The following is a 23,803-nucleotide window of genomic DNA, read 5'->3' as shown; positions in this document are numbered from 1 at the left end:
GGTATCGGTCGGGCTTCGGCACCCCTGCTGTGGGCTATTTCTTATCGGCGGTCAGCTGTCCGGCCGCGCCCCAGCTGTCGGCGGGCGTCTCGTGAATCCACACCTGGACGGTTTCGGCCGGAATTTTGTAGGCGTCGACGAAGGCGTCGGTGATCCGGCGGACCAGATCCCGCTCGAGTTCGACGGCGCGCGGACCCTGCTGGACGGTGACGATGGGCATTACTGATCTCCTGTCTGAAAAGGGTTGGGACAGACCGCATCCGGGTGATTCCGACTTGTTCGGCGGCCTGTTGTCAGTTCACCCGAAGCAAGGTCGTCGACCAAGGGCCAGTTCGTTCGCACAGCGATAACGAGTGCTTATTGTTGCGGCTCACTTCGCTAGGAGGTCGCGTAACAACGCCGAGCTGGGCGAATCGGTACCGGCCCGCAGGGCGACGGCAATCGGCAGGCTCAGGCCGCCGTCGGCGAACGGACGGAAGGCCACGCGCGGATTGTGCACCTGGCCGGCATTGGCGGCGTAGATCACCGTCCACATTGCGGCGGCGGTGCCGATCGCGGCCAAATTGTCCTGCAGAGTGGTGGCGGTCGGCGCCGGAACGGGCTCGAAACCCGCACGCTGACAAGACATCAGCACCAGGTCCACCAGTGCCGGATGATTGCGCCGCTCGGTCATCCGCAATGGCACCGGGGCCAGGTCGGACAATCGCACCGTCTCCTGTGCGGCCAGCGGATGCCGGGCGGGGAGTGCCGCGACGAGCGGGTCATCCCATGCGCGCAGATATTCGAGGGCGGGAGTTTCCTCGGCGGCGGGTGCACGGACGAACGCCGCGTCCAGCTGTCCGTCGGCGACCTGCGCCAACCGCTCGCGTACCGGCAGCGTGACCAACTCGATCCGCACCCGCGGAAGACGCTCGGCAAAGGCATCGAGGATGGCGTCCAGCCGGGTACCGAGTCCGGTAACTGTGCCGAGCCGGAACACCTCGGCACGCGAACCAGCCAGATCGGCCACCACTGCCCGCGCCTGATCGGCGGCGATCAATACCCTGCGCGCCGCGGGCAGAAACCGCTGCCCGGCCTCCGTCAGCCGCACCCGCCGCGGCGACCGATCCAGCAGCTGAACCTTCAACTCCTGCTCGAGGCGCCGCACCTGCTGACTCACCGCCGGTTGCGCGATATGCAGGCGCTCGGCCGCTCGCCCGAAGTGCAGTTCCTCGGCCACAGTGACGAAATAGCGCAATTGGCGCAGCTCCATGGCGCAGGCTCCTCGGGATAGCGGTCCTTGTCGATTCATGAAACCAGCTACGACCAGCATGAGCGGGCTAGGCGCCGTCCAGCGTCGGCTCCTCGTAGAGATTCAACCCGTCCCGACCGGAGTCCGTGCCGAGGAATCGGCCGTGGTGGATCGGTTGTCAGCAAGTCGAGCAAGTCCCGGTACCAGGCGACACTGCGCGCCAGATCGGTAACCGGCAACTTCGGGACCGACAGAACAAATCGGCGGGCGCTCAATGCGAGCGCCCGCCGATCGATGTGCCGGGTCTACTTCGGCGCCGCGAAAGGCTGGTTGATGGTGGTGAAGTACTGGATTGCGGCGGCGATTGCGACCGGGGCCGTGACGAAAATCTGTCCGGCGAGGGTACCTAGTGCGCCGACGGCGATGATGCCGCCGATGCAGCCGATGGCCGCGGCCGGGATGAACGGGCCGAAGAGGCCGACAATGGTGGCCGCGGCGACGGTCGCGCCCGCGATACCACCAAGGACACAGCCGACGGCGCCGCCACCGAGACCGCCGACCAGGGTGCCGACGGTGGCGCCCATGCTGATGGTGCTGGTCAGGCGGTTCCAGGCGGCTTGCTCACGGTCGTAGTCGGACTTCCACGGGGCCTTGTCCTCGAACGGCAGCGCGACCGGCTTGTACACGGCGTGAGCCATATCGAACTGCGGAGTCAGCGTCGCACTGTGATCCTGGATATCCGCCGCGATCGGGAAGATGAAATCGTCGACCCGGAACGACAGGTCGGTGCCCGCAAGGGTGGTTCCGTCGCCGGCCTTGATCTTGAAGACACCGTTCTCGTCGACCAGTGAACCGACATCGGTCTTGATAATGGTCGAGGACGGGGTCGTGGTAGCCGTGTAGTTCACGACGCCGTTGTCGGTTTCGGGAGCGGCATTCACGGTCCCGGCCGTGACACCGAGCGCCGCGATCACCAGCGCCGAGGTCGCGGCGAATTTCCTCATCAACATGCTTTGGTTCCTAACGGGGTGGACTTCGGAAGCAAGCCCATTAAAGCCGCAGCAAGGCATTGGTGTGTGATCAAATTGTTACTATTTGCCCGCCAATTGCCGCAAGGTCATGCGGGAGTTGATCATGATGTGATCCACATCACATTGACACCAAAATCAGCGTTGATGTCAGCCTATGGCACCTCATACGGGAAATCGGAACGCCGCAATCGGATTCCACCATGGGCAAACGCAAATCCTCCAGCGAAAACCGCCATGACACATCCAGCTTCGACTACCCCACGCGAGACAGTAATGCGGAATACGCATGACACAGTTAAAAGTGTGATGCCTCCCACATTGGCTCTCCACTCGTGGTCAGCGCGTTTCGAGAACCGCCATGGCGGCATTGTGGCCTGGGATACCGCTGACGCCGCCGCCGCGAATCGCGCCGGCACCGCAAATGAAGACGTTGGGCACGTCCGTGGCCACACCCCAGCGCGATGCCGGGGTATCAGTGTCGTCGCAGCGATAGGGGAAGGCCAGGTCTCGGTGGAATATGTGCCCGCCGGGGAGGCCGACCTCACGTTCCAGGTCTACCGGTGACTTGGCCTCGATACAGGGTGCACCGTCCTCGTCGAGGGCGAGGCAGTCGACAAGCGGTTCGGCGATCACCGCATCCAATTGGGCGAGTGCGGCTTTCACGGCCATCGCCTTCGCTGCCTCTGGATCTGTCTCGAAAAGTCTTGCCGGAGTGTGTAATCCGAACAACGTGAGAGTGTGCAGATCGGAGTCGGGTGCCAGGATCGAGGGATCGGTCAGGGTGTGACAGTAAATCTCCGACGGCGCGGTCGACGGGAACCGTCCACCGGACGCCTCGCGGTATGCCTGCTCCAGTTGTGAATACGATTCGGCGATATGGAATGTCCCGGAGAATGCCTCGCGCGGATCTGTGAAGGCATCGCGCAGGCGAGGTAGCCGCCGCAGTACCATATTCACTTTCAGTTGGGAGCCTTCGGGTTTCAGCTCCCCCGGAATACCGAGCAGCCGGGTGAGCTCATGCGGTGCGGCATTCGCGAGCACATGCCGCGCGCCGACCACACCGCCCTCATAGCGCACTTCGGCTGTGAAATTGTCGGATTCGACCTCGGTCACCGCACAACCGGTGATCAGCTCCGCACCGGCGGCACGGGCGGCATCGGCGAGTGCGCCGGTGAGCGCGCCCATACCGCCGATCGGCACATCCCAGTCGCCGGTGCCGCCACCGATCACGTGGTAGAGGAAGCACCGGTTCTGCCGCAGTTCAGGATCGTGCGCATGGGTGAAGGTACCGATGAGCGCATCGGTGAGCACAACCCCGCGCACGGTGTCGTCGGCAAAGGTCGACTCGACCGTCTCCCCCAGCGGCCGCTCGAACAGCGCCGCCCAGGTAGCGGGATCATCGACGACCCGCTCGAGCTCCGAACGTGTCGGCAACGGTCGCGTCAGCGTCGGAAACACCCGCTGCGCGAGCCGGCCAGTTGCGCCGTAGAACTCTTGCCACGCCCGGAAATCTCGATCCGATCCGGTGAGCCGCACGAAGCTCTCCCTGGTCTTGGCCTCGGAGCCGGTATCGACCAGCAGTCCGCCGTCCCCGACCGGCGTATACGACGAGATCCGCCGACGCCGCGTCACGAACCGCAGCTCGAGCTCCTCGACGATCTGGCGCGGCAGCAGACTCACCAGATACGAATACCGTGACAACCGCGCGTCGACACCTGCAAACACCCGGTCCGAAACCGCGGCCCCACCGGTGTGCTCTCGGCGCTCCAGCACCAGCACCGAACGCCCGGCTCGCGCCAGGTATGCGGCGGCCACCAGCCCATTGTGACCGCCACCGACCACCACCACGTCATAGGAGGAGCGCATCGGTCGCATCCGTTCTGCCTACCACGGATTGCGCGATTGCCGAGAGATTACGGCCCGGTTTCCATATTTCCCTGCGATTGACCAGCACTCACTTCACACTTAGCTTCTGGCAAACGCAGTATGAGGGCGGCGTTTTCACCCGGGAGCGATCATGACCGAAGCCACCACACCATCCGATGACGAACGGCGCCTCGCCGAACTCGGCTACAAACAGGAATTGGCCAGGTCCTGGTCCGGATTCTCCAACTTCGCGATCAGCTTCACCATCGTCTCCATCCTGACCGGCGGATTGGCCAGTTATGGCATCGGTCTGGCCAACGGCGGCCCGATCACCATGGCATGGGGTTGGCCGCTGGTCTCGGTCATGGTGTTGTTCGTCGGCCTCGCAATGGCCGAATTGGCCTCGGCCTACCCGACTTCCGGCGGTCTTTACTGGTGGGCGTCCGAATTGGGCGGCCCGGTCTGGGGCTGGTTCACCGGGTGGTTCAACCTGATCGGCCAGATCGCGGTGACCGCCGCCATCGACTACGGCGCGGCCATCTTCACCACCGCGGTGCTCAATGTGATCGGCATCGATATCGGAACCGACCGCACCGCAATCTTTTTGGTCTTCACCGCGATCCTGATCCTGCACGCCGTACTCAATGCGCTCGGCCCGCATCTGTCCGCGGTGATCAACAATATTTCGGCCTGGTGGCATGTCGGCGGTGTGGCGATCTTCGTTGTCGTCCTCGGTTTCGGCGCGAGCCACCATCAGAGCGTCGGCTTCGTCTTCACCGAAACCGTGGACAACAGCGCGGTCGGCTTCGGTGGTGTGGCGTTCAGCTTCCTGCTCGGATTGCTGCACGCGCAGTACACATTCACTGGCTACGACGCATCTGCGCATATGTCGGAGGAAACCCACGATGCCGCGCGCACGGCAGCCAAGGGCATCATCAACACCATTGTCGTCTCGGCTGTTGCCGGATATCTGCTCATCATGGCAGTGACCTTCGCCATCCCGAATCTCGACGATGCGCTGGATCCGACGAAGAACAGCGGCTACCCGGTGATCTACATCCTGGAGAACTCGCTGAATTCGTTCTGGTCCGGTCTCTTGCTGATCATCGCCGCGATTGCGCAACTGTTCTGCGGCTACGCCTCGGTCACCTCGGCCTCGCGCATGCTGTTCGCCTTCTCCCGTGACGGTGCGGTGCCGGGATCGGCCTATTGGTCGCGACTTTCGGCCCGCAAGGTGCCGGTGCACGCGGTGTTGTTCATCTCGTTCTTCTCGTTCGTCCTACTGATCCCGTCGATGCTGGTTCCCGCGCAGAACGCGCCGACCGCCTACGCGGCAGCCACGTCCGTCGCCACCATCGGTCTCTACATCGCCTACGGCATCCCGATCCTGTTGCGCCAACTGCACGGCAGCCGATTCCACACCGGCCCTTGGCAACTCGGTCCCTGGTATCGACCTGTCGGCGTCATCGCGTTGATCTGGATTGTGCTGATCAGCCTGTTGTTCATTCTGCCGACCGATGACCGCGGCTACCCCTGGAACAGCGAATTCACTTGGAACACCGTCAATTACGCACCGATCACCCTGGCCGGCGTGGTGGGCGCGATCGGCATCTGGTGGCTCGCATCAGCCAAACACTGGTTCACCGGACCCAGGCGAACGGTCGTCGGGACCGGCGAGTCCGAGGCGCCCGTACAGGCCTGACCTGCCCATATCGGTGGTCGCACGGTGGGGATAGAGTCGACATGTGTCCGTGGAAATCGATTTCCGCGCCGTGTTCGAGTCCGCACCAGGTCTGTACCTGGTGCTCGATCCCGACCTGTGTATCGTCGCGGTGACCGACGCATATGCCGCCGCGACGATGACCGAACGCCGGCACATCCTCGGCAAGAGCATTTTCGAGGTATTTCCGGACAATCCAGACGATCCGACGGCAGAAGGAGTCCGTAACCTGCGGGTTTCGCTGGAACGGGTGCTGCATGACCAAGTCACCGATGCGATGCCGATACAACGCTACGACATCCGCAGGCCCGACGGCGCCTTCTTACAGCGATTCTGGAGCCCGACCAACTCCCCGGTTCTCGGTACCAACGGCGAGCTGCGCTATGTCATACACCGCGTCGAGGATGTCACCGATTTCATCCAGCTCGAAGCATCCGACGCGGCCAAACAACACGAAACGGCCGCGTTGCGGGCTTCGAGGCAGGAAATGGAACAGGAGGTGTTCGCCCGAGCCCGTGAGGTCGCCGAAACCAGCCGACAGCTCAAGGAGGCCAATGCCGAGCTCGCTCAGTTGTACGCTCGCGCGAAGGAACTGGACGAACTGAAGAGCCAGTTCGTCGCCAATATCAGCCACGAGCTGCGAACCCCACTCATGTTGATCTTGGCGCAGACACAAAAGTCGCTCGACCGGTGCGCGCCCGCCGACCGCGATGACCTCGAGCTGATCCTGCGCAATGCGCGCATACTGCGGCGTCAGATCGACGATCTGCTCGACGCCTCGAAGCTGGAGACGGACGCGATACGACCCGATTACGCCTGGATCGATGTCACCGAGCAAGTGCGGCTCGGCTCGGCCTTCTTCGAGTCCATGGCTGTCGACCGCGGCATCCGCCTGGCCGTCGACGCGCCGCAGCCCGTTCCCGCCGCACTCGATCCCGAACACCTGCAGCGCATCCTGCTGAACCTGCTGTCCAACGCCTTCAAGTTCGTCACCGAAGGAGGCGTTATCCGCTGCACCGTGCGCCCTGCCGAGGACGATGTCGTCATCGAGATCGCCGACAGCGGCCCGGGCATACCGGCGTCGCATCGCACCGCCGTCTTCGAGCGGTTCCGTCAGGTCGATGGTGGGGCGACCCGGTCGGTGGGCGGCACCGGTTTGGGTCTGAGCATCGTCCATGATCTGGTGCGCCTGCACCGCGGTGACATCACCATCAGCGACGCACCGGAGGGCGGCGCGATGATCATTATCGAACTACCGCGAGCCGCCCCGCCCGGCACTCCGGTCCGCCGGTCGGCCACCGAGCCGACACCGATTCGGACAAGTAGCGCCGCCGACGCGATCATCGCGGAGCTGACGCCCGAAAGCGGCGACCGCACCACCCTGGTGGATACCGGATCGGATGAGTCGGAACCGAAGCCGTCGGTCATTGTCGTCGAGGACAATGCCGACCTCAACGCCTTGATTCGGGAAGCGCTATCGGAGTCCTATCGGGTCATCACCGCCGACAACGGCGGCACGGGACTGCGGCTGGCCCGAGCACACCGGCCGGATCTGATCCTGTGCGACATCATGATGCCGGGCATGAGCGGCGACGAACTTCTGCGCGAGCTACGCAACGACCACGAGCTGCGGAACACTCCGGTACTCATCGTCAGCGCACGCGCGGACGAGCAGTCGCGACTGGATCTGCTGCGTGGCGGTGCCAACGACTACCTGCGGAAGCCGTTCGAGCTCGACGAACTCCAAGCACGGGTGGACCATCTGGTGAACCTCCGGCTGGCCGAGACACGACTGCGAGCCTTGCGGGTCATCAACGAACGCGACCGCATCGCCCACGAACTGCATCGCACGGTGATCGATCAACTGTTCGGCATCGGGATGCGACTGAGCGGGGTCCGTCCGTTGGCCCGCGTGCCGGCCATCGCCGCCCGCATCGACGGCGCGGTCCGAGAACTCGACGCCGTCATCCATCACATCCGCCATACCGTCACCGGACTCGCCGCGGATGTCGAGAACGCGACCCCGTTCCGAACGCAGATCATGGAACTCACCAGCGAGGCGGCCGAGGCACTCGACGCACAGTCCCAAATCTGCTTCGAAGGACCGGTCAACGATCTCGATCCCGCTCCCGAATCCGCAGCGCTCGGTGCCGTAGCACGGGTACTCGGCACAGTGCGTCAGCGGGCAGTCGCCGAGGATATCCGGGTCAACGTCACCCTCGATGACCGCCAACTTGCCATCGTCATACACGAAATCACGTGGGCGCCAACTGATCTCGCAGGTTCGGAGCCCGAGTCCGAACCATTGTCGCAAACCCTTGTCGGCTACGGCGCGACCCTGACGGTCACCACACCCACACCCACCGAAACGGCTTGGTCACTGACGATCCCTCGCACCGAGCAGATGCTGACGGAATAACACCTAGGCCCACCGCTGGGGAGTCGAGGCCCGAAAACGCCGAACTCGTTGTGAGAGAATGCCGAGAATGGGCGGCTCCCCGTACGACCCGATCGACCTCGAGCCCTGGTGGAGTGCCAGATATGGACCGCTCGCGCCGCCGAGGCAGACCGTATCGCCGGTAGTAACACAGGCGCGCGAGGAGATCGACAAGCTGGCGGCACCGCCCGGCTCTTCGCAGGCCATGCAACACGCGGTCGATCTCGCTCGGACGGCATTTCGATTGATGGTCGACCAACTCGGCACCGGAAACCCCTCCGATATCCCTGATCTGACAGCCCTGCTCGATGCGGCGAACCTCTACGATGTGGCCAATAAATCCGTGGTCACCGCGCATTACAATACGAAATCGGCCGAACTGACAGAGCTGACCGCCGGTTTGAAAGAGCGCGATACCAAGCTCTCGGGCAAAGTCGGGGATGTCGCCGGCGATAACGCGAAGATGGCCAAGGAGATCCGAGACGAAGCGCAATCGCTGGGGTTGATCCTGCAGGCGGCTTCGTTGGCTGTCTTCGCGGTAATGGGCAAGTTGACAGCGAGTGATGAAAAGGCGCTGTTGACCGTCATCGTCACGAAGGTCCTGCATGTGGAGAACGACTTCCGCGACCTCCTCGGAACGAACTCCGAGCGGGCCGGGCAGATGAGTCCGGTGACCTTGGAACAACTCGCAGCAATCTTCCCCGACACCCCGAAGAGCAAACTGGAGAAGTATCTCCCTTACCTCGACCAGGCAATGCGTGACTACGGGATCGATACGCCCAAGCGTGCGGCCGCTTTCCTTGCACAGGTTGGAGTGGAGACCGACGATCTGAAAACCCTCGAAGAGTACGGCGACAAGGCCTACTTCGAGCGGAACTACGGGGCACGCAAGGACCTCGGAAACCAGCGGCCCAGTGACGGAGCAGACTTTCACGGTCGAGGCGCTCTGCAACTGACCGGGCGCACCAACTACCGCAAGGCAAGCGATGCCCTCGAGGTCGATTTCGTCGGAAACCCCGACCGAGCCGAAGACCCGAGGTACGCCTTCGCTACTGCGGGATGGTACTGGGACTCCAAGGATTTGAACGACGACGCAGATAAATCAGACATCGACGCGATCACACATTCGATCAATGGCGGAAGCAACGGGAGCGCAGAGCGCACCGAGAATTACAGCCGCGCGCGTAAGGTCCTCGACGCGCAATGATCGAATCGAAGCCGATGGCTCCGCGATCGTAGCTGCACGAGTGGCACATGGTTGCGAAACCATGTGCCACGAAAATCCTCAATCCTCTTGGGGCAGGAACTGTTTCGCGTATTCGTATCCCTCGGTGCCGGCCGCCGGCGCCTTCGCGTAAACCAGATGTATGACACCGGTTTTGAAGGTGTCGGACGAAAGCAGTTGCAGCGCAAGCACGGAGTCGGTCTCCTTGAACAATCGCAGGCCCTTGCGCACCGCGATCGGGTGCACCAGCAGGTGCAGTTCGTCCAAAAGCCCGACCTCGAGCAGTTGGCGGACAATGGATACCGATCCGCTGATGCCGATGGGTGCTTCGCCGGGCTCGTTCTTCAGCGCCGTGACGGCCTCAACCAGATCACCCTTCAGCACCTCGGAGTTGCGCCAGGTGAAGGTAAGATCCTGATGCGTGACCACGATCTTGCGTGCGTCGCCGAGCTTCTTGGCCATTTCGGCATCGACATCGCCCGCAGCCTCCCGCTCCGGCCACGCCCCGGCGAAACCCTCGTAGGTCTTGCGGCCCAACAGCAGCGTATCGGCCGCGCCGAGCTGGCTGTCGACGGCCGTGGCCATCTCGTCGTTGAAGTACGGGAAATGCCAATCCTGGGGGTTCTCGACAACGCCGTCGAGTGCGATGAACAGTCCGGCGGTGATTTTCCGCATCGGTATCTCCTTGGTCGGTTATTGATGCCGTGTCACCAGATCAGACGGACGGGAGCCGGAATAATCATCGCTGGTGCGCTCGCCTATTCCGGCGATCGGCGATGCAGGGCGAGTTGGAGTTCGAGCAGCAGGCGATCGGCGGGATCGGTGAGGTCCATCCCGACAATGTCCTCGACCCGGCGGATCCGGTAGCGCAGGGTGTTCGGGTGCACCTGTAGTGCTGTCGCGGCATTGCGCACATCGCCGTGTTCGCGCAGGTAGGTCTCGACGCTCTCGCACAGATTCGCGGAGTGCTTGCGGTCGTAGTCCAGCAGCTTGCGCAGGCGTGGATCGTGCAGTTCCGACCGTGCGCCGACGAGATCGAGGATTTCGCCGAGCAGCACCGCGGTGCGCGATTCGGCCAGCGTGGTCACCCGACCGCGCGGATAGGTCGCGGCGGTGCTGTCGAGGACCCGGTCCACCTCGGAGCGCGCGTCCGCGACATGCGCCAGATCAGGTATGGGACAGGCGATGGCGGCGCGCAATTCGAGTTTCGCTTCGAGCTGTTCGACCAGCTGACGGGTCCACGCGGTCACGGCATGCGCGGATCGGTATTGCGGCAATAGCACATACACCCGATCGCCGAGGATGGTGGTCACCGAATCACCGCGAAATGAGCTGGCGCGCAAGCGAAGCATATTGCCGAAGGCGGCGGGTGACTTCACACCGGGAGCGGCCGCGAAGCCGACCACCGCGGCCGGACCGGTCAGCGGCAGATTCAACGCACTCGCCACGGCGGGCACGTCGGCGGTCCCACCACCGGTCCCGAATAGTCGTTGAATCAGCAGCGCCTCGGCGGAGGGCGCGTCCAGGCTGCGCGAAATCAGCCGGGCGGCAATGGCCGAGGCGCCGCGCAGTATCTGCGCGGCATCAGGTTTGAACGGCCGGTCGCCCTGCTGCAGCCAGATCGAGCCGAGCACCCGCGGCGCACTCCCCTCGGCATGTTCGCGAATGCTCACCACCAGACGGCGCTTGATATCCAGCTCTTCGTGCGCCGGTATATCGATGACATCGTCGGTTCCGCGCAACCGATCGAACACACCCCACTTGCGCAGTACCTGCAGATAGTCGCGCGGTCCCTCCCGGCCGAGGATCGACAGCACCCGCAGCTGGTCGGCCGCCTGATCCGAGGCCGAATATGCGAGCACATGTGATTGCGGGTCCTCGATGGACACCATCCCGCCCGCATTCTGGGCAACCATCTGCGCCAATCCGAACAGATCCAGGTCCGCGGCCACCAACTCGCCCTCGCTAGCCACGACCACTGCCCACTTTCATACGACTCGCCAATCCGGTCATCCCATCTTTGTCCGCTTGTCCGATTCTGCGGGCTGTTTTGCCGTGTTGACTTCGGCTCACCGTCATATTCCAGCGCCGCTAGCGATTGCTTGCAGGTCGCTCGAAACAACACAGGAGGACTCATGGACGCCATCGTGTCCACGCCACCCCCGGCCAATGAGCCGGTCGGCACCTTCGCACCGGGCAGCGCCGAACGCGCACGACTGCGGGCGAAACTGACCGAACTGGCCGCGACGCCGACCGAGATCCACCACGTCATCGGCGGCGAACACCGGCGCGGCTCGGGTAAGAGCATCGACGTCGTGCAGCCGCACAATCACGCCGCCGTACTCGGCACCCTCACCACCGCCGAGGCCGGCGACGTCGAGGATGCGATCGCCGGCGCCTGCGCCGCCGCACCCAGCTGGCGGGCGCTGTCCTTCGAGGATCGCGCCGCGATCTTCCTGCGGGCCGCAGATCTGCTGTCCGGCCCGTGGCGCGAAACCATCGCCGCCGCAACCATGTTGGGGCAGTCCAAGACCGCTTACCAGGCCGAGATCGACGCACCGTGCGAACTGGTCGACTTCTGGCGCTTCAATGTGCATTTCGCCCGGCAGATCCTGGCCGACCAGCCGATCTCCACCCCGGGTGTGTGGAACAAGATCGAATACCGCCCGCTCGAGGGCTTCGTCTACGCAATCACCCCGTTCAACTTCACCGCGATCGCGGGCAATCTACCGACCGCACCCGCCCTGATGGGCAATACGGTCCTGTGGAAGCCATCGCCCACCCAGGCGGTGGCCGCGTATTGGACGATGAAACTGCTCGAGGCCGCGGGTCTGCCACCCGGTGTCATCAATATGGTGCACGGCGCGGGCCCGAAGATCTCCGATGTCGCGTTGACCGATCGGCGGCTGGCGGGCATCCACTTCACCGGTTCGACCGCGACCTTCCAGCATCTATGGCGTTCGGTCGCGATGAATATCGCCGACTACAACACCTATCCGCGCCTGGTCGGTGAGACCGGCGGCAAGGATTTCGTGCTGGCACACAGCTCGGCGGATCCGGATGTGCTGACCACCGCGCTGATCCGCGGCGCATTCGACTATCAGGGCCAGAAGTGCTCTGCCGCCTCGCGTGCCTTCATCCCGAAGTCGGTGTGGGCCAAGATGGGTCGCGATCTCATCGACAAGGTCGACGCGCTGACCTACGGCGATGTCACCGATTTCGCGCATTTCGGCGGCGCGGTCATCGATCAGCGCGCCTTCGACCGCAATGCCGATGCCATCGCCCGCGCCAAGGCCACCTCGGGTCTGACCATCGCGGTGGGCGGACATGCCGACGACAGCGTCGGATATTTCGTCGACCCGACCATCCTGCTCGGCGACGACCCCACCGACGAGGCATTCAGCACCGAATACTTCGGCCCGATTCTCGCGGTCCACGTCTACGACGATTCGGTCGCCGGATCCTTCGAGGCGGCGCTCGACCTGGTCGACGGCGGTTCGGCCTACGGCCTGACCGGCGCGATCATCGCCGACGACCGCACTGCCGTGGCCAAGGCGACCGAAAGCCTGCGCTTCACCGCCGGCAACTTCTACATCAACGACAAGCCCACCGGCGCGGTCGTCGGTCAGCAGCCCTTCGGCGGATCCCGCGCGTCGGGCACCAATGACAAGGCCGGCTCGCCCCAGAACCTGTTGCGCTGGACCTCTGCCCGCACCATCAAGGAAGCCTTCGTCCCGCCGACCGAGCATACCTATCCGCACCAGGCACCCGAGGAGATCTGATGGCCATTTCCGGTCTGCTTCGCCCAGCCATGCTGGCCGCCTCGCGCTCGCCGCGCATGGAGCGCACCGTCACCCGCATGTCGACCACCAAGAAGCTGGTCGACCGCTTCGTCGCTGGTGAATCCGAGCCGAATGCTGTTGCGGCCGTGGAGAATCTGCTGAGATCGGGTCGGTATATCACCGTCGATTACCTCGGCGAGGACACTACCGATATCGAACAGGCGCGCAATACGGTGACGCACTATCTGTCACTGCTGTCGTTGCTCAGTTTGCTGCGTGAGGCTGGAAGCCCTGGGCCGCTGGAGGTTTCGCTCAAGCTTTCGGCGCTCGGCCAATCCCTGCCGGCGGACGGCCACGCGATCGCCCGCGAGCACGCGCACCAGATCTGCACCGCCGCAGCGGATGCGGGTGTTTTGGTCACCATCGACGCCGAGGATCACACCACCACCGATTCGACGCTGTCGATCGTGCGGGAGTTGCGTGCCGACTTCCCGTCGCTCGGTACGGTTCTGCAGGCCTATCTGCGGCGCACCGAGGCCGACTGCCGGGACTTCTCCGGTCCGGGCTCGCGAATTCGCCTGTGCAAGGGCGCATATCGCGAACCGGCGTCGGTGGCATATCAGAGCCGGGCCGATGTCGACCAGTCCTATCTGGACTGTCTGCGGGTGCTGATGAACGGTGACGGCTATCCGATGGTCGCGACCCACGATCCGGCACTCATCGAGGCGGCCGGAGTGTTCGCCACCGCAACCCGGCGCAGCTGCGACGATTTCGAATTCCAGATGCTCTACGGCATCCGCGACGCCGAACAGCGCCGACTCGTCGGCGAAGACCGGCATGTGCGGGTCTATGTGCCCTATGGCGATCAGTGGTACGGCTACTTCATGCGCCGTCTCGCCGAACGCCCGGCCAATGTGGCGTTCTTCCTGCGCTCACTGCGACCGGGCAGCCAGCGCTGATCCCGTGCTCGGCGGTCTTGTCTGTGCAGTCGGACAAGGCCGCCGAGGTTTATTTATCCAACTCAACGATCACAGCGCGTTTATGGTCCGATTAGCTGAGTGCTGCTCAGAATGTGATCTGCGTTACTGCATGTCGGGTAGCGCAGAGGATGAAAGGAAGACCAATGTCCCTCGCGGAGTTGCGCAGCCAGATGTTGCGCCGTAAACCCCTCGAGCAGATCGAGGAGGAGACCGGGCCCACGGACGAGCAACTGAAGCGGTCACTCGGACTGTGGCAGCTCACGGCGATCGGCGTCGGCGGCATCATCGGCGCGGGCATTTTCGCGCTGGCCGGTTCGGTCGCGCATTCCGTCACGGGCCCGGCGGTGCTCATCTCGTTCCTGATCGCCGGTGTCGCCAGCGCCTGCGCGGCGCTGTGCTACGCGGAATTCGCCGGGATGGTGCCGAAGGCCGGATCCGCCTACACCTACGGCTATGTCTCCCTCGGCGAAATCGCGGGCTGGTTCATCGGCTGGGATCTGCTGCTGGAATACATCGCGGTGGCGGCGGTGGTCGCGATCGGCGTCTCCGGATACTTCAAATTCCTACTGGGACAAGTCGATATCACGCTGCCCGATTGGATGATGGGCGCGCACGGCACCGGAGAGGGGCACGTGATCGACGTCTTCGCGGTGCTGTTCTGTTTGGGCACCGCGTGGTTGCTCTCGCGCGGCATCAAGAGCGTCGGTCGCTTCGAGACGGTCGCCGTCGGCATCAAGGTCGCCTTGGTCGTGCTGATCATCGTGCTCGGCGTCTTCCACATCGACAGCTCCAACTACACCCCGTACTTCCCGTTCGGTGCCGGCGCGGTATGGACCGGTGCGGCAACGGTCTTCTTCGCCGTCTTCGGCTATGACGCGATGAGCACCGCCGCCGAGGAATCCATCGACGGCAAGAAGCATCTGCCCAAGGCCATCATCTACTCGCTGGCCATCGCGATGGTGCTGTATGTGCTGGCCACGCTGGTGCTGACCGGGATGCAGAAGTACACCGAGATCAGCCCGACCAGCGGTTTCTCCACCGCGTTCGAATCGGTCGGCATGCCGGGCGTCGCGAATATCATCGCGATCGGCGCGATCGTCGGCATCATCACGGTGGTACTCACCTTCATGCTCGGCGTGACCCGGGTGTGGTTCGCGATGAGCCGCGACGGGCTGCTGCCGGAGTGGTTCGCCAAGACGCATCCGGTGCGCAAGGTGCCGACCCGGGTGACCTGGATCGTCGGCATCGGATCCGCGACCATGGCCGGTCTGCTCGATATCACCGTGGTAGCCGAGCTGACGAATATCGGCATTCTGATGGCCTTCATCGTGGTCTCGGTCGCGGTAATGGTGCTTCGTCGGACCCGGCCCGATGAGCCGCGCGCATTCAAATTGCCGCTCATGCCGGTGGTGCCACTGGTCGGTATCGGCTTCTCGATCTACCTGATCTGGTCGTTGCCGTGGGAGACCTGGGTGCGCTTCCTGGTGTGGCTGGTTATCGGGCTGGCCGTGTACTTCGGGTACTCGCGGATGCATTCCAAGTTGCAGCGCGACGGGGACGTCTCGCTGGCGAAGTAGACGATCGACCGATGCCGCAACGGCATCGGTCGATACAGAAATGGTCTTGGACAGGCATCAGTACGGGGCCATACCCTTCTGACACGTTCGGGTGGAAGTGACCTACCCCACACTTCCACCCGGCACACAGGAGGAAACCAATGTGCGCGGACCGCAGTTCTGTCGGCATTTTCCGCTATATGAGCGAGACCGATGCCCCATGACTGATCACCGAATTCTGATAACCGGCGCCGGCGGCGGAATCGGCACGCTCATGCGGCCCCGCCTACGGCGTCCCGATCGCGTTCTGCGGCTACTGGATCTGACCGAACTCCCCGCGCCGACCGCAGGCGAGCGGGTCGAGCTCGTCACCGGATCGCTTGCCGATCCGGCCACCATCGCAGCGGCCTGCCGAGACGTGGATGCGATCATCCATCTCGGCGGAATCAGTCGCGAAGACAGCTGGGACAACGTTCTCGCCGTCAATATCGACGGCACGCATAAGGTTCTGGAGGCGGCGCGGCAGGCCGGTGTGCCGCGGGTCGTGCTCGCTTCGAGTAACCATGCCGTGGGATTCCGCGCCGTGGGCGACGAACCGATTCCCGGCGATGCCTCGCCCCGACCCGATACCTATTACGGTGTCAGCAAAGTCGCCGTCGAGGCGCTCGGCAGTCTCTATCACTCCCGCTTCGGCATGGACGTGATCTGCATCCGGATCGGCTCGTGTTTCGAACGTCCACATGATGCGCGCGGACTGTCGATGTGGTTGTCCCCCAACGATTGTGCACAATTGTTCGAGGCCTGCTTGGCTGCCGAGCGACCAGGCTATCGGGTGATCTGGGGCGTCTCCGCCAATACCCGTGCCGTCGTATCACTGCGCGAGGCCGAAGAACTCGGCTACCGCAGCCAGGACGACGCCGAACAGTTCGCCGCCGATATTCCCACTGTCAACGATCCCGGTCCGTGGCTTATCGGCGGCCCCTTCGTGGAAACCCCACTCGGCAAACCGAATCCGCTCTGACCTCCACCGAAAACGCATCACCCGATACACAGACGGAATCGTCTTTCTCCGAACTTCGCGCCATCAGCATGTGACGCTGATGACACTTTGCTCCACCGCGAAAGAAGTACCGCACAATGCAATTCAATACAACGGCCGCGCCGAAATCGGCGCTCGCGTCCAACGTCAAATTTCTCTATTTCTTCGGCGCTCTCGGCGGCATTCTCTTCGGTTACGACCTCGGGGTCATCTCCGGTGTGCTGTTGTTCATCAAGAAGTCATGGCACCTGTCCTCGGTGACACAGGGCGTGATCGGCGGCTGCTTGGCCGCCGGTGCCGTGATCGGCGCGGCCATCGCCGGACGGATCACCGATCGGCTGGGCAGGCGGCGAACCATCATGCTGGCCGCAGCGGTCTTCTCGGTCGGGGCGCTCGGCTGTGCGCTCGCACCCAATGTGACGGTCCTGGTGATTGCCCGCTTCATTACCGGTATCGCGGTGGGGTGTTCGTCGGCGACCGTACCCACCTACCTGTCGGAACTGGCCCCGACCAGGGCCCGCGGCGCATTGTCGACGTTGAATCAGCTGATGATCGTCTCGGGCATCCTGATCGCCTACATCGTGGACTGGGCGCTGTCCGGCAGCGGTAACTGGCGCATGATGTTCGCGGTCGCGGTGATTCCCGCTGCGGCGCTGTTGGCGGGTATGTCGGTGCTGCCGGAGACGCCGCGCTGGCTGGTCCATGCCGGGCGCGAGGAGGAAGCACGGGCCGTGCTGGCGGGAACCCATCGGGCCGATGAGATCGAATCCGAGATAAACAGTATCCGTTCGGTCATTCGATTGGATGAGCAGCAGAAGGGGCGGCTGCGCGATCTGTTGGCACCGTGGGCGCGGCCCGCCTTGGTCGTGGCGCTTATTCTGGCTGTCGGACAACAGTTCTCGGGCGTCAATGCCGTGAATGTGTACGCGCCGACCATGTTCAAAGATCTCGGCTTCGGGAATTCGACCTCACTGCTGGCTTCCATTGTGCTGGGTGCGATCAAGGTGGCATTCACGGCCTGGGTGATCTTCGTGGTAGACCGTTGGGGCCGAAAGCCTTTGCTGCTGCTCGGCAATGTGTGTATGGCCTCGTCCCTGTTCCTGCTCGGCGCCATCGTGCTCGGTGTGCACAATCACACCATTACCGGCCTCACCACGCTGATTCTGCTCAATGTCTATCTCGCGGGTTACGAATTGGGTTGGGGCGCGGTGGTGTGGGTGATGATGGCGGAGATCTTCCCGCTGCGGGTGCGCGGTGTCGGCATGGGCGTCGGCAGTGTCGTGCTGTGGAGTTCGACCTTCGCCATCACGTTCCTGTTCCCGGTGATGAACGATCACCTCGGACTCGGCTATTCGGCCTGGATCTTCGCCGCGGTCAGCGTGGTGATGTTCCTGCTGGTACAGCGGTTCGTGCCGGAGACCAATGGTCGCAGTCTGGAACAAATCGAGTTGGAACTGCGAGCCCGGGTCAGCCGAAAATCCGCATGAGCGTGGTCTATGTCTCGAATGCCGACAGTCGCGAAATCTCGGTGCTGCGACTCGACGACGACGGTGCGCTGACGCTCGTCGAGTCGTGGCCGGTGGACGGCGCGGTGATGCCCATGGCGATGAGTCCGGACCACCGGTACCTCTACGCATCGCTGCGCTCGGCCCCCTTCGCGGTGGCGGTATTCGCCACAGATCCGGCGACGGGGCGGTTGACACCGCTATCGACCGCGCCGTTGCCGGACAATATGGCCTATCTCGCGACGGATCGAAGCGGGCGTTATCTGCTGAGCGCTTCGTATTCGGGCGACAAGATCGCGGTCAATCCGATCGCATCCGATGGCAGCGTCGGACCGCCGGTCACGGTGGAATCGACACCGCGGCATGCGCATTCGATACTGACCGATCCGTCGAACCGGTATCTGTTCGCGGCATCACTCGGCGGTGATGTGATTCTGCAGTACCGCTTCGATGCCCGAACCGGCCGGCTCACACCGAATGAGCCGCCGCGGGTCGAGGCCGCACCTGGCGCTGGTCCGCGCCACCTCGTATTCCATCCGTCCGGCTCCTTCGCCTATGTGGCGAATGAGCTGGACGGTACGGTGAACAGTTACCGCTTCGAATCCGATACGGGCACGCTCACTCTGATCGCCTCAGCGTCGGTGCTGCCGCCCGAATCAGATGGGCCACCCTGGACTTCAGAGCTGCGCCGCACACCCGATGGCCGCTATCTCTATGTGACCGAACGGACTTCGAGCACGATCACCGGATTCCGTATCGACTCGGCGACCGGGCTGCTCGATCCGCTCGGACACACGCCCACCGAGACCCAGCCGCGCGGATTCGCCATCGATCCCAGCGGGCGGTTCCTGGTGGTCGCGGGGCAGAAATCCGATGCCGTCACCAGCTACGCCATCGATCCCGCGACCGGCTCGCTCATCCCGCGCCAACAACTCGGTGTCGGTCGCGACCCCAACTGGGTCGAGATCGTCACCCTCAGATGAATACCTTCAAGGTATCGGTTGATGCCGAATTGGCGTTGGACGAGTATCAGTAGCGAGTCATAGTCTGCGGAGAGCGCAATCTGCGGGCGAGGCGGAGTGCACGCCACAACGCAGGAGGAGAACGATGTCGATGCTGTCGCTGGAGCACGTCCGCGGCTTCGTCACGGTGGCCGAGGAGGGCAATTTCCGTCGGGCGGCCGAACGCCTGCAGATGACGCAACCACCGCTGAGCCGCCAGATCCAGAAGCTCGAACGCGATATCGGGGTGGAACTCTTCGACCGCTCCCAGCGGCAGGTCCAGTTGACCCCGGCTGGCGAGGTCTTCCTGACCGAGGCGCGTCGTCTCCTGGCCATGGCGGGCGCTGCGCCCGGCACCGCCCGCTTGGTAGCCGCGGGCGGGGCGGGCACGGTGCGGATCGGCTTCACCGCGGCGTCGGGCTTCGGATTCCTCGGCCGGTTCCTCAACCACATCGAGGCCGGGCTCGACCAGGTCGAGATCGTGCTGCGTGAGATGGTGAGTTCCGACCAGTTCGAGAATCTACGCAGCGGTGGCCTCGATCTGGCGCTGGCCCGCCCGCCGTTCGATCGCAGCGAATTCGATTCGCGGCTGGTGCATTCCGAAGGCTTGATGCTGGCCGTGCCGGAACAGCACAAACTGGCCGGGAACGGTCCGATCGCGATCGAGGAACTGGGCGGCGAGACGATGCTGGTGTACGCGCCGGGCCCGGCCCGCTATTTCGCCGATCTGGTTTCCGGCATCCTCGCGGCCGTGCCATACACCGCCACCCACGAACTCACCCAGGTACACACCATGCTCGCGCTGGTGGCCGCCGGACGCGGTCTGGCACTGGTACCGGAAACCGCCACCCATCTGCATCCCGACGGCGTGCGGTTCCGGCCGCTCATCGGCGTCGAAGATCCCGTTGTCCTGCACGCGATCTGGCGACGCGAGTGCGCCAATCCGGCGCTGCACCGAGTCATCGAACTGCTCGATTCGCTGCCGCCCGCACCACTGATCGCCACGATCGCTTGAACAGCACCACCGCCAACCTTCGGAAGGATTTCATGGACACCGACCTCGACGAACTAGAGCGGATCATCGCCGCGGCAACCGATGCCGCAGGCCGCCTAGCCGACACCACACCCACCGAACGCGCGCAGTGGCTCACCCGTATCGCCGACGCCCTCGACGCGGCCGCCGATGAACTCGTCCCGCTCGCCGCGGCCGAAACCCATCTGCCCGAAACACCGCGCCTGCGTGGCGAATTGACCCGCACTACCTTCCAGTTGCGACTCTTCGCCCAAGTGCTCGCCGATGGCGAATTCCTCGCCGCCACTGTGGATCACGCCGATCCGAGCTGGCCGATGGGACCGCGACCCGATATCCGGCGCAGCCTAGTGCCGATCGGCCCCACACTCGTTTTCGCGGCGAGCAACTTTCCGTTCGCGTTCAGCGTCGCGGGTGGCGATACCGCCTCGGCACTGGCCGCAGGCTGTCCCGTTGTCCTCAAAGCACATCCGGGCCACCCGCGACTCTCCGAACGGACCGGAGCCATTGTACGCGAGGCACTGACGACGGCCGGCGCCCCGGCAGGCACCTTCGCGGTCATCCACGGTGTCGAAGCGGGCACTACCGCACTGCGTCATCCGGATATCGCCGCCGCATCGTTCACCGGTTCCCTGGCAGGTGGCCGGGCACTGTTCGATATCGCATCGTCGCGACCGCGCCCGATCCCGTTCTACGGCGAACTCGGCAGCGTCAATCCGGTAGTGGTCCTGCCCGGAGCGATCCGCGCGCGCGGACAACAGATCGTCGAGGGTTTCGTCGGATCGTTCACCCTCGGCTCCGGACAGTTCTGCACCAAGCCCGGTGTGCTGCTGCTGCCTTCGGAGCACGGACTCACCGATGCGCTGACCGCGGCGGTCGCAGCCGTGCCACCACGGCCGCTACTCAACGACCACATCGCCAACGGCTTCCGATCGCGCGTCACCACCCTGCGCGACAATCCCACAGTCACAGCCCTTTCGGCACCGAAGGATCTACTCGCACCGACCTTACTGAGCGTGCAAGCCACCGATTTCCGGTCAGGCGGCGCGGCCCTACAGGCGGAATGCTTCGGCCCGGCGGCACTGGTCGTCGAATACTCGAATCCCGTTGAGCTGGAACAGGTTCTGCGCCAGCTCGAGCCCGGTCTCACCGCCACGATCGTTGCGGAGACCTCCGAGATCGACGATGTGCGTCCCCTGCTGCCGGCCCTCACCGCACTCGCGGGCCGACTGCTGTGGAACGACTGGCCCACCGGCGTCACGGTCAGCTGGGCCCAACAGCACGGCGGCCCGTATCCGGCCACTACCGCGCCGACCGCCACCTCCGTGGGCACCGCCGCCATCGCCCGCTTCCTGCGGCCGGTCGCCTGGCAGGGCTTCCCGGACGACCTACTTCCACCGGCCCTGCGCGAGGCCAACCCGTGGCGGCTGCCGCGCCGGGTCGACGGAAAGCGAGACTGACATGTCCCCTGTTATCACCGATGTTCGACTGACCCCGATCCTCATCGCGGACGCTCCCCTGCTCAATGTCGGCGGCGTGCACCAGCCGTATACGCCGCGCCTGATTGTCGAGATCGAAACCGACAGCGGCGCTCACGGTCTCGGCGAAACCTATGGCGATCGCGTCTACCTCGAACGCGCGGCCGACCTCGCCGAACAACTGATCGGCATGCCGGTCGCCGCGATCAACGCCATTCGCCTGCTCGGTGCGAACACCACCGGGGAGGTGCTGATCGACAACCCGATCGCGGGTGGTCTGCGCGGCACCCTCACCACCGATAAGGTCCGCCTCAGCGTGATATCGGCCTTCGAATCCGCCGCACTCGACGCCCACGGTCGCGAACTCGGCCTACCGGTGCACGCCTTGCTCGGCGGCAAGGTCCGCGACCGGGTCGACTACTCCGGCTACCTATTCTACAAGTGGGCCGAACATCCGTTCCCCGACGCACCGACCGACGACTGGGGCGAGGTGATCGACCCCGATGGCGTCGTCCGCCTGGCCGAAAAGTTCGCCACCTATGGCGGATTCCGCTCGTTCAAACTCAAGGGCGGTGTGTTCCCGCCGGAGGAGGAAGTCGCCGCGATCGACGCACTGGCCAAGGCATTTCCGGATCATCCGCTGCGGCTGGACCCCAATGGCGGCTGGTCGCTGGCCAGCGCAACGACTGTGGCCGAGCAGCTTTCGGGCGTCGTCGAATACCTCGAGGACCCCACCGCGCGCCGCGAGGATATGGCCGAAGTGCATCGCCGCACCGGAATGCCCCTGGCCACCAATATGATCGTCACCTCGATCGAGGAAGTCCGCCCCGCCTTCGATATCGATGCGGTCCAGATCGTGCTGTCCGACCATCACTTCTGGGGCGGACTGTTCGCCACCCGCGACCTGGCCGCGGTCTGCCACGCATACGGCAAGGGCGTCTCGATGCATTCGAACACCCACCTAGGAATCAGCCTCGCGGCAATGACCCACGTGGCCGCCACCGTCGCCGAGTTGACCTACGCCTGCGACACCCACTACCCATGGCAGCCCGAAGATGTGATCACCGAACCCTTTGTCTTCGAAGAGGGTGCCGTCACCGTCCCCGACGCACCGGGCCTCGGCGTCGAACTCGATACAGACGCAGTCGAGCGGCTGCACCACCGCTGGAAAGCCTTGCCGCAGTGGCACAATCGGGATGACATCGCGGGCATGCGCCTGGTCGATGCGGCATACCGACCGCCGACCTCACCCAAATACTGACAGATCGGTCCAGGCAACAGCCCGTAACGGAAACGAGCCCATCCCACGCACCGGCGCAGGCAGTGCGACCAGCCTGGCACCGATGTCGGGGACCGCGTCCAGGTTCGTCAACTGCTCGATGATCGGGATTCCCGCCCCGAGCAGCGTGTGGTGGCACGGTCGCGTCGGCAGGGATGTGTCATCGACGTCGAGCGAGTCGATGCCGACCAGTGCCACATTGGCGGCGACCAGCGCATCGGCTACCTCACCGACCAAGTACGGATGCCCGGGGCCTCGATACTCGGACGAACCCCAGCGCGCCGACCAGCCGGTGTGCACGAGCACCGCCTTGCCCCATAGCCGTGCCGGGTCGCCGAGCAGATCAGGTCCCACTACGCGGATTCCCGCCGCGCGGATCATAACGATCGGCACGTTGAACAGCCGTTCCAGCGGCAGCTCGGCGATATCGGCGCCGTCGGCATCGAAATGGAAGGGCGCGTCGATATATGTCCCCGCATTGCCGACGGTATCCACGCGCGCGATCTCGTGGGTCATGTCGACCAGTGCCGACCGGTCACGCGCGGTATGTATGGTGACTCGCGGTGCGGGCAGGCCCGGATAGGTGAGCATGCCGTCCGAGATCGGATGAGACAGCTCAACTATGGCCTTGCTCATGGTGATG

18 protein-coding genes and 1 pseudogene are annotated in these 23,803 nt (G+C 64.1%); 12 read left to right on the top strand and 7 right to left on the bottom strand.

Annotation, left to right across the window (positions count from 1 at the left end; all coding sequences use genetic code 11):
• Positions 1-34: 34 nt before the first annotated feature.
• From dmpI to ACIBJI_RS15265, 4 genes are all read right to left on the bottom strand, one after another.
• Entirely contained in the window at positions 35-220 is a 186-nt protein-coding gene (gene dmpI, locus ACIBJI_RS15280; RefSeq protein WP_364354928.1) for a 4-oxalocrotonate tautomerase DmpI, read from the bottom strand.
• Positions 221-370: 150 nt separating this feature from the next.
• Positions 371-1,252 carry a LysR family transcriptional regulator gene (locus ACIBJI_RS15275; RefSeq protein WP_364354925.1) on the bottom strand — a complete coding sequence of 294 codons (882 nt, stop codon included), beginning with the start codon at positions 1,250-1,252 and terminating at the stop codon, positions 371-373.
• Between the two features lie 284 nt (positions 1,253-1,536).
• Complete coding sequence (locus tag ACIBJI_RS15270) at positions 1,537-2,241, bottom strand: hypothetical protein (RefSeq protein WP_364354922.1); 705 nt, start codon at positions 2,239-2,241, stop codon at positions 1,537-1,539.
• 357 nt (positions 2,242-2,598) lie between these two features.
• A complete protein-coding gene (locus ACIBJI_RS15265; protein WP_397084561.1) occupies positions 2,599-4,128 on the bottom strand; it encodes a phytoene desaturase family protein in 1,530 nt (509 codons plus the stop codon).
• A gap of 151 nt (positions 4,129-4,279) precedes the next feature.
• Between ACIBJI_RS15265 and ACIBJI_RS15260 the strand changes: the two genes are divergently transcribed.
• The 3 genes from ACIBJI_RS15260 (at position 4,280) to ACIBJI_RS15250 (ending at position 9,492) form a co-directional block, all read left to right on the top strand.
• A complete protein-coding gene (locus ACIBJI_RS15260) occupies positions 4,280-5,830 on the top strand; it encodes an amino acid permease (protein ID WP_364354916.1) in 1,551 nt (516 codons plus the stop codon).
• Positions 5,831-5,873: 43 nt separating this feature from the next.
• Positions 5,874-8,267 (top strand): ATP-binding protein, encoded by a 2,394-nt coding sequence (locus tag ACIBJI_RS15255; RefSeq protein ID WP_364354913.1) that lies wholly within the window; start codon positions 5,874-5,876, stop codon positions 8,265-8,267.
• A 265-nt stretch (positions 8,268-8,532) separates the two neighbouring features.
• Positions 8,533-9,492, top strand: a complete 960-nt coding sequence (locus ACIBJI_RS15250; protein WP_397084559.1) for a glycoside hydrolase family 19 protein — start codon at positions 8,533-8,535, stop codon at positions 9,490-9,492.
• A gap of 78 nt (positions 9,493-9,570) precedes the next feature.
• On the opposite strand, the gene ACIBJI_RS15245 is transcribed toward ACIBJI_RS15250, so the two are convergent.
• Entirely contained in the window at positions 9,571-10,185 is a 615-nt protein-coding gene (locus tag ACIBJI_RS15245; protein ID WP_396955340.1) for a dihydrofolate reductase family protein, read from the bottom strand.
• Between the two features lie 83 nt (positions 10,186-10,268).
• Positions 10,269-11,465: pseudogene (locus tag ACIBJI_RS15240) on the bottom strand (PucR family transcriptional regulator); the annotation flags it as partial.
• 180 nt (positions 11,466-11,645) lie between these two features.
• Between ACIBJI_RS15240 and pruA the strand changes: the two are divergent.
• The 9 genes from pruA (at position 11,646) to ACIBJI_RS15195 (ending at position 23,142) form a co-directional block, all read left to right on the top strand.
• On the top strand, positions 11,646-13,292 hold the full coding sequence (pruA, locus tag ACIBJI_RS15235) for an L-glutamate gamma-semialdehyde dehydrogenase (RefSeq protein ID WP_396955339.1): 1,647 nt from the start codon (positions 11,646-11,648) through the stop codon (positions 13,290-13,292).
• Positions 13,292-14,251, top strand: coding sequence for a proline dehydrogenase family protein (locus ACIBJI_RS15230; RefSeq protein WP_364354901.1), 960 nt, complete (start codon positions 13,292-13,294; stop codon positions 14,249-14,251). Before pruA ends, ACIBJI_RS15230 begins: the two co-directional genes overlap by 1 nt.
• A gap of 164 nt (positions 14,252-14,415) precedes the next feature.
• Entirely contained in the window at positions 14,416-15,849 is a 1,434-nt protein-coding gene (locus ACIBJI_RS15225) for an amino acid permease (RefSeq protein WP_364354898.1), read from the top strand.
• A gap of 199 nt (positions 15,850-16,048) precedes the next feature.
• Positions 16,049-16,849 carry an NAD(P)-dependent oxidoreductase gene (locus ACIBJI_RS15220; RefSeq protein WP_364354895.1) on the top strand — a complete coding sequence of 267 codons (801 nt, stop codon included), beginning with the start codon at positions 16,049-16,051 and terminating at the stop codon, positions 16,847-16,849.
• Between the two features lie 116 nt (positions 16,850-16,965).
• Positions 16,966-18,354, top strand: coding sequence for a sugar porter family MFS transporter (locus ACIBJI_RS15215; RefSeq protein ID WP_364354891.1), 1,389 nt, complete (start codon positions 16,966-16,968; stop codon positions 18,352-18,354).
• Complete coding sequence (locus ACIBJI_RS15210) at positions 18,351-19,355, top strand: beta-propeller fold lactonase family protein (protein WP_364354888.1); 1,005 nt, start codon at positions 18,351-18,353, stop codon at positions 19,353-19,355. The genes ACIBJI_RS15215 and ACIBJI_RS15210 overlap by 4 nt, the downstream gene beginning before the upstream one ends.
• A gap of 124 nt (positions 19,356-19,479) precedes the next feature.
• Positions 19,480-20,388 carry a LysR family transcriptional regulator gene (locus ACIBJI_RS15205; RefSeq protein ID WP_364354885.1) on the top strand — a complete coding sequence of 303 codons (909 nt, stop codon included), beginning with the start codon at positions 19,480-19,482 and terminating at the stop codon, positions 20,386-20,388.
• Positions 20,389-20,420: 32 nt separating this feature from the next.
• Positions 20,421-21,863, top strand: coding sequence for an aldehyde dehydrogenase (NADP(+)) (locus ACIBJI_RS15200; RefSeq protein ID WP_364354882.1), 1,443 nt, complete (start codon positions 20,421-20,423; stop codon positions 21,861-21,863).
• A gap of 1 nt (position 21,864) precedes the next feature.
• The gene (locus ACIBJI_RS15195) at positions 21,865-23,142 is read left to right on the top strand and encodes a glucarate dehydratase family protein (protein WP_364354879.1); all 1,278 of its coding nucleotides are present in this window, start codon (positions 21,865-21,867) and stop codon (positions 23,140-23,142) included.
• On the opposite strand, the gene ACIBJI_RS15190 is transcribed toward ACIBJI_RS15195, so the two are convergent.
• Positions 23,128-23,796: a cyclase family protein gene (locus ACIBJI_RS15190; protein WP_364354876.1), complete on the bottom strand. Its 669-nt coding sequence runs from the start codon at positions 23,794-23,796 to the stop codon at positions 23,128-23,130. The genes ACIBJI_RS15195 and ACIBJI_RS15190 overlap by 15 nt on opposite strands.
• Positions 23,797-23,803: the final 7 nt, after the last annotated feature.

The sequence above is a fragment of the Nocardia sp. NPDC050408 genome (assembly GCF_044458905.1).
Taxonomy (GTDB): Bacteria; Actinomycetota; Actinomycetes; order Mycobacteriales; family Mycobacteriaceae; genus Nocardia.
This window is presented reverse-complemented; position numbering and strand designations above follow the sequence as displayed.

Excerpts from the sequence above, each read along its gene's own strand:
- ACIBJI_RS15195 (WP_364354879.1), top strand. The coding sequence starts at position 21,865 with ATGTCCCCTGTTATCACCGATGTTCGACTGACCCCGATCCTCATCGCG.
- ACIBJI_RS15245 (WP_396955340.1), bottom strand. The coding sequence starts at position 10,185 with ATGCGGAAAATCACCGCCGGACTGTTCATCGCACTCGACGGCGTTGTC.
- ACIBJI_RS15250 (WP_397084559.1), top strand. The coding sequence starts at position 8,533 with ATGGTCGACCAACTCGGCACCGGAAACCCCTCCGATATCCCTGATCTG.
- ACIBJI_RS15265 (WP_397084561.1), bottom strand. The coding sequence starts at position 4,128 with ATGCGCTCCTCCTATGACGTGGTGGTGGTCGGTGGCGGTCACAATGGG.
- ACIBJI_RS15230 (WP_364354901.1), top strand. The coding sequence starts at position 13,292 with ATGGCCATTTCCGGTCTGCTTCGCCCAGCCATGCTGGCCGCCTCGCGC.
- ACIBJI_RS15205 (WP_364354885.1), top strand. The coding sequence starts at position 19,480 with ATGTCGATGCTGTCGCTGGAGCACGTCCGCGGCTTCGTCACGGTGGCC.
- dmpI (WP_364354928.1), bottom strand. The coding sequence starts at position 220 with ATGCCCATCGTCACCGTCCAGCAGGGTCCGCGCGCCGTCGAACTCGAG.
- ACIBJI_RS15215 (WP_364354891.1), top strand. The coding sequence starts at position 16,966 with ATGCAATTCAATACAACGGCCGCGCCGAAATCGGCGCTCGCGTCCAAC.
- pruA (WP_396955339.1), top strand. The coding sequence starts at position 11,646 with ATGGACGCCATCGTGTCCACGCCACCCCCGGCCAATGAGCCGGTCGGC.
- ACIBJI_RS15275 (WP_364354925.1), bottom strand. The coding sequence starts at position 1,252 with ATGGAGCTGCGCCAATTGCGCTATTTCGTCACTGTGGCCGAGGAACTG.
- ACIBJI_RS15220 (WP_364354895.1), top strand. The coding sequence starts at position 16,049 with ATGACTGATCACCGAATTCTGATAACCGGCGCCGGCGGCGGAATCGGC.
- ACIBJI_RS15260 (WP_364354916.1), top strand. The coding sequence starts at position 4,280 with ATGACCGAAGCCACCACACCATCCGATGACGAACGGCGCCTCGCCGAA.
- ACIBJI_RS15270 (WP_364354922.1), bottom strand. The coding sequence starts at position 2,241 with ATGTTGATGAGGAAATTCGCCGCGACCTCGGCGCTGGTGATCGCGGCG.
- ACIBJI_RS15210 (WP_364354888.1), top strand. The coding sequence starts at position 18,351 with ATGAGCGTGGTCTATGTCTCGAATGCCGACAGTCGCGAAATCTCGGTG.
- ACIBJI_RS15190 (WP_364354876.1), bottom strand. The coding sequence starts at position 23,796 with ATGAGCAAGGCCATAGTTGAGCTGTCTCATCCGATCTCGGACGGCATG.
- ACIBJI_RS15200 (WP_364354882.1), top strand. The coding sequence starts at position 20,421 with ATGGACACCGACCTCGACGAACTAGAGCGGATCATCGCCGCGGCAACC.
- ACIBJI_RS15225 (WP_364354898.1), top strand. The coding sequence starts at position 14,416 with ATGTCCCTCGCGGAGTTGCGCAGCCAGATGTTGCGCCGTAAACCCCTC.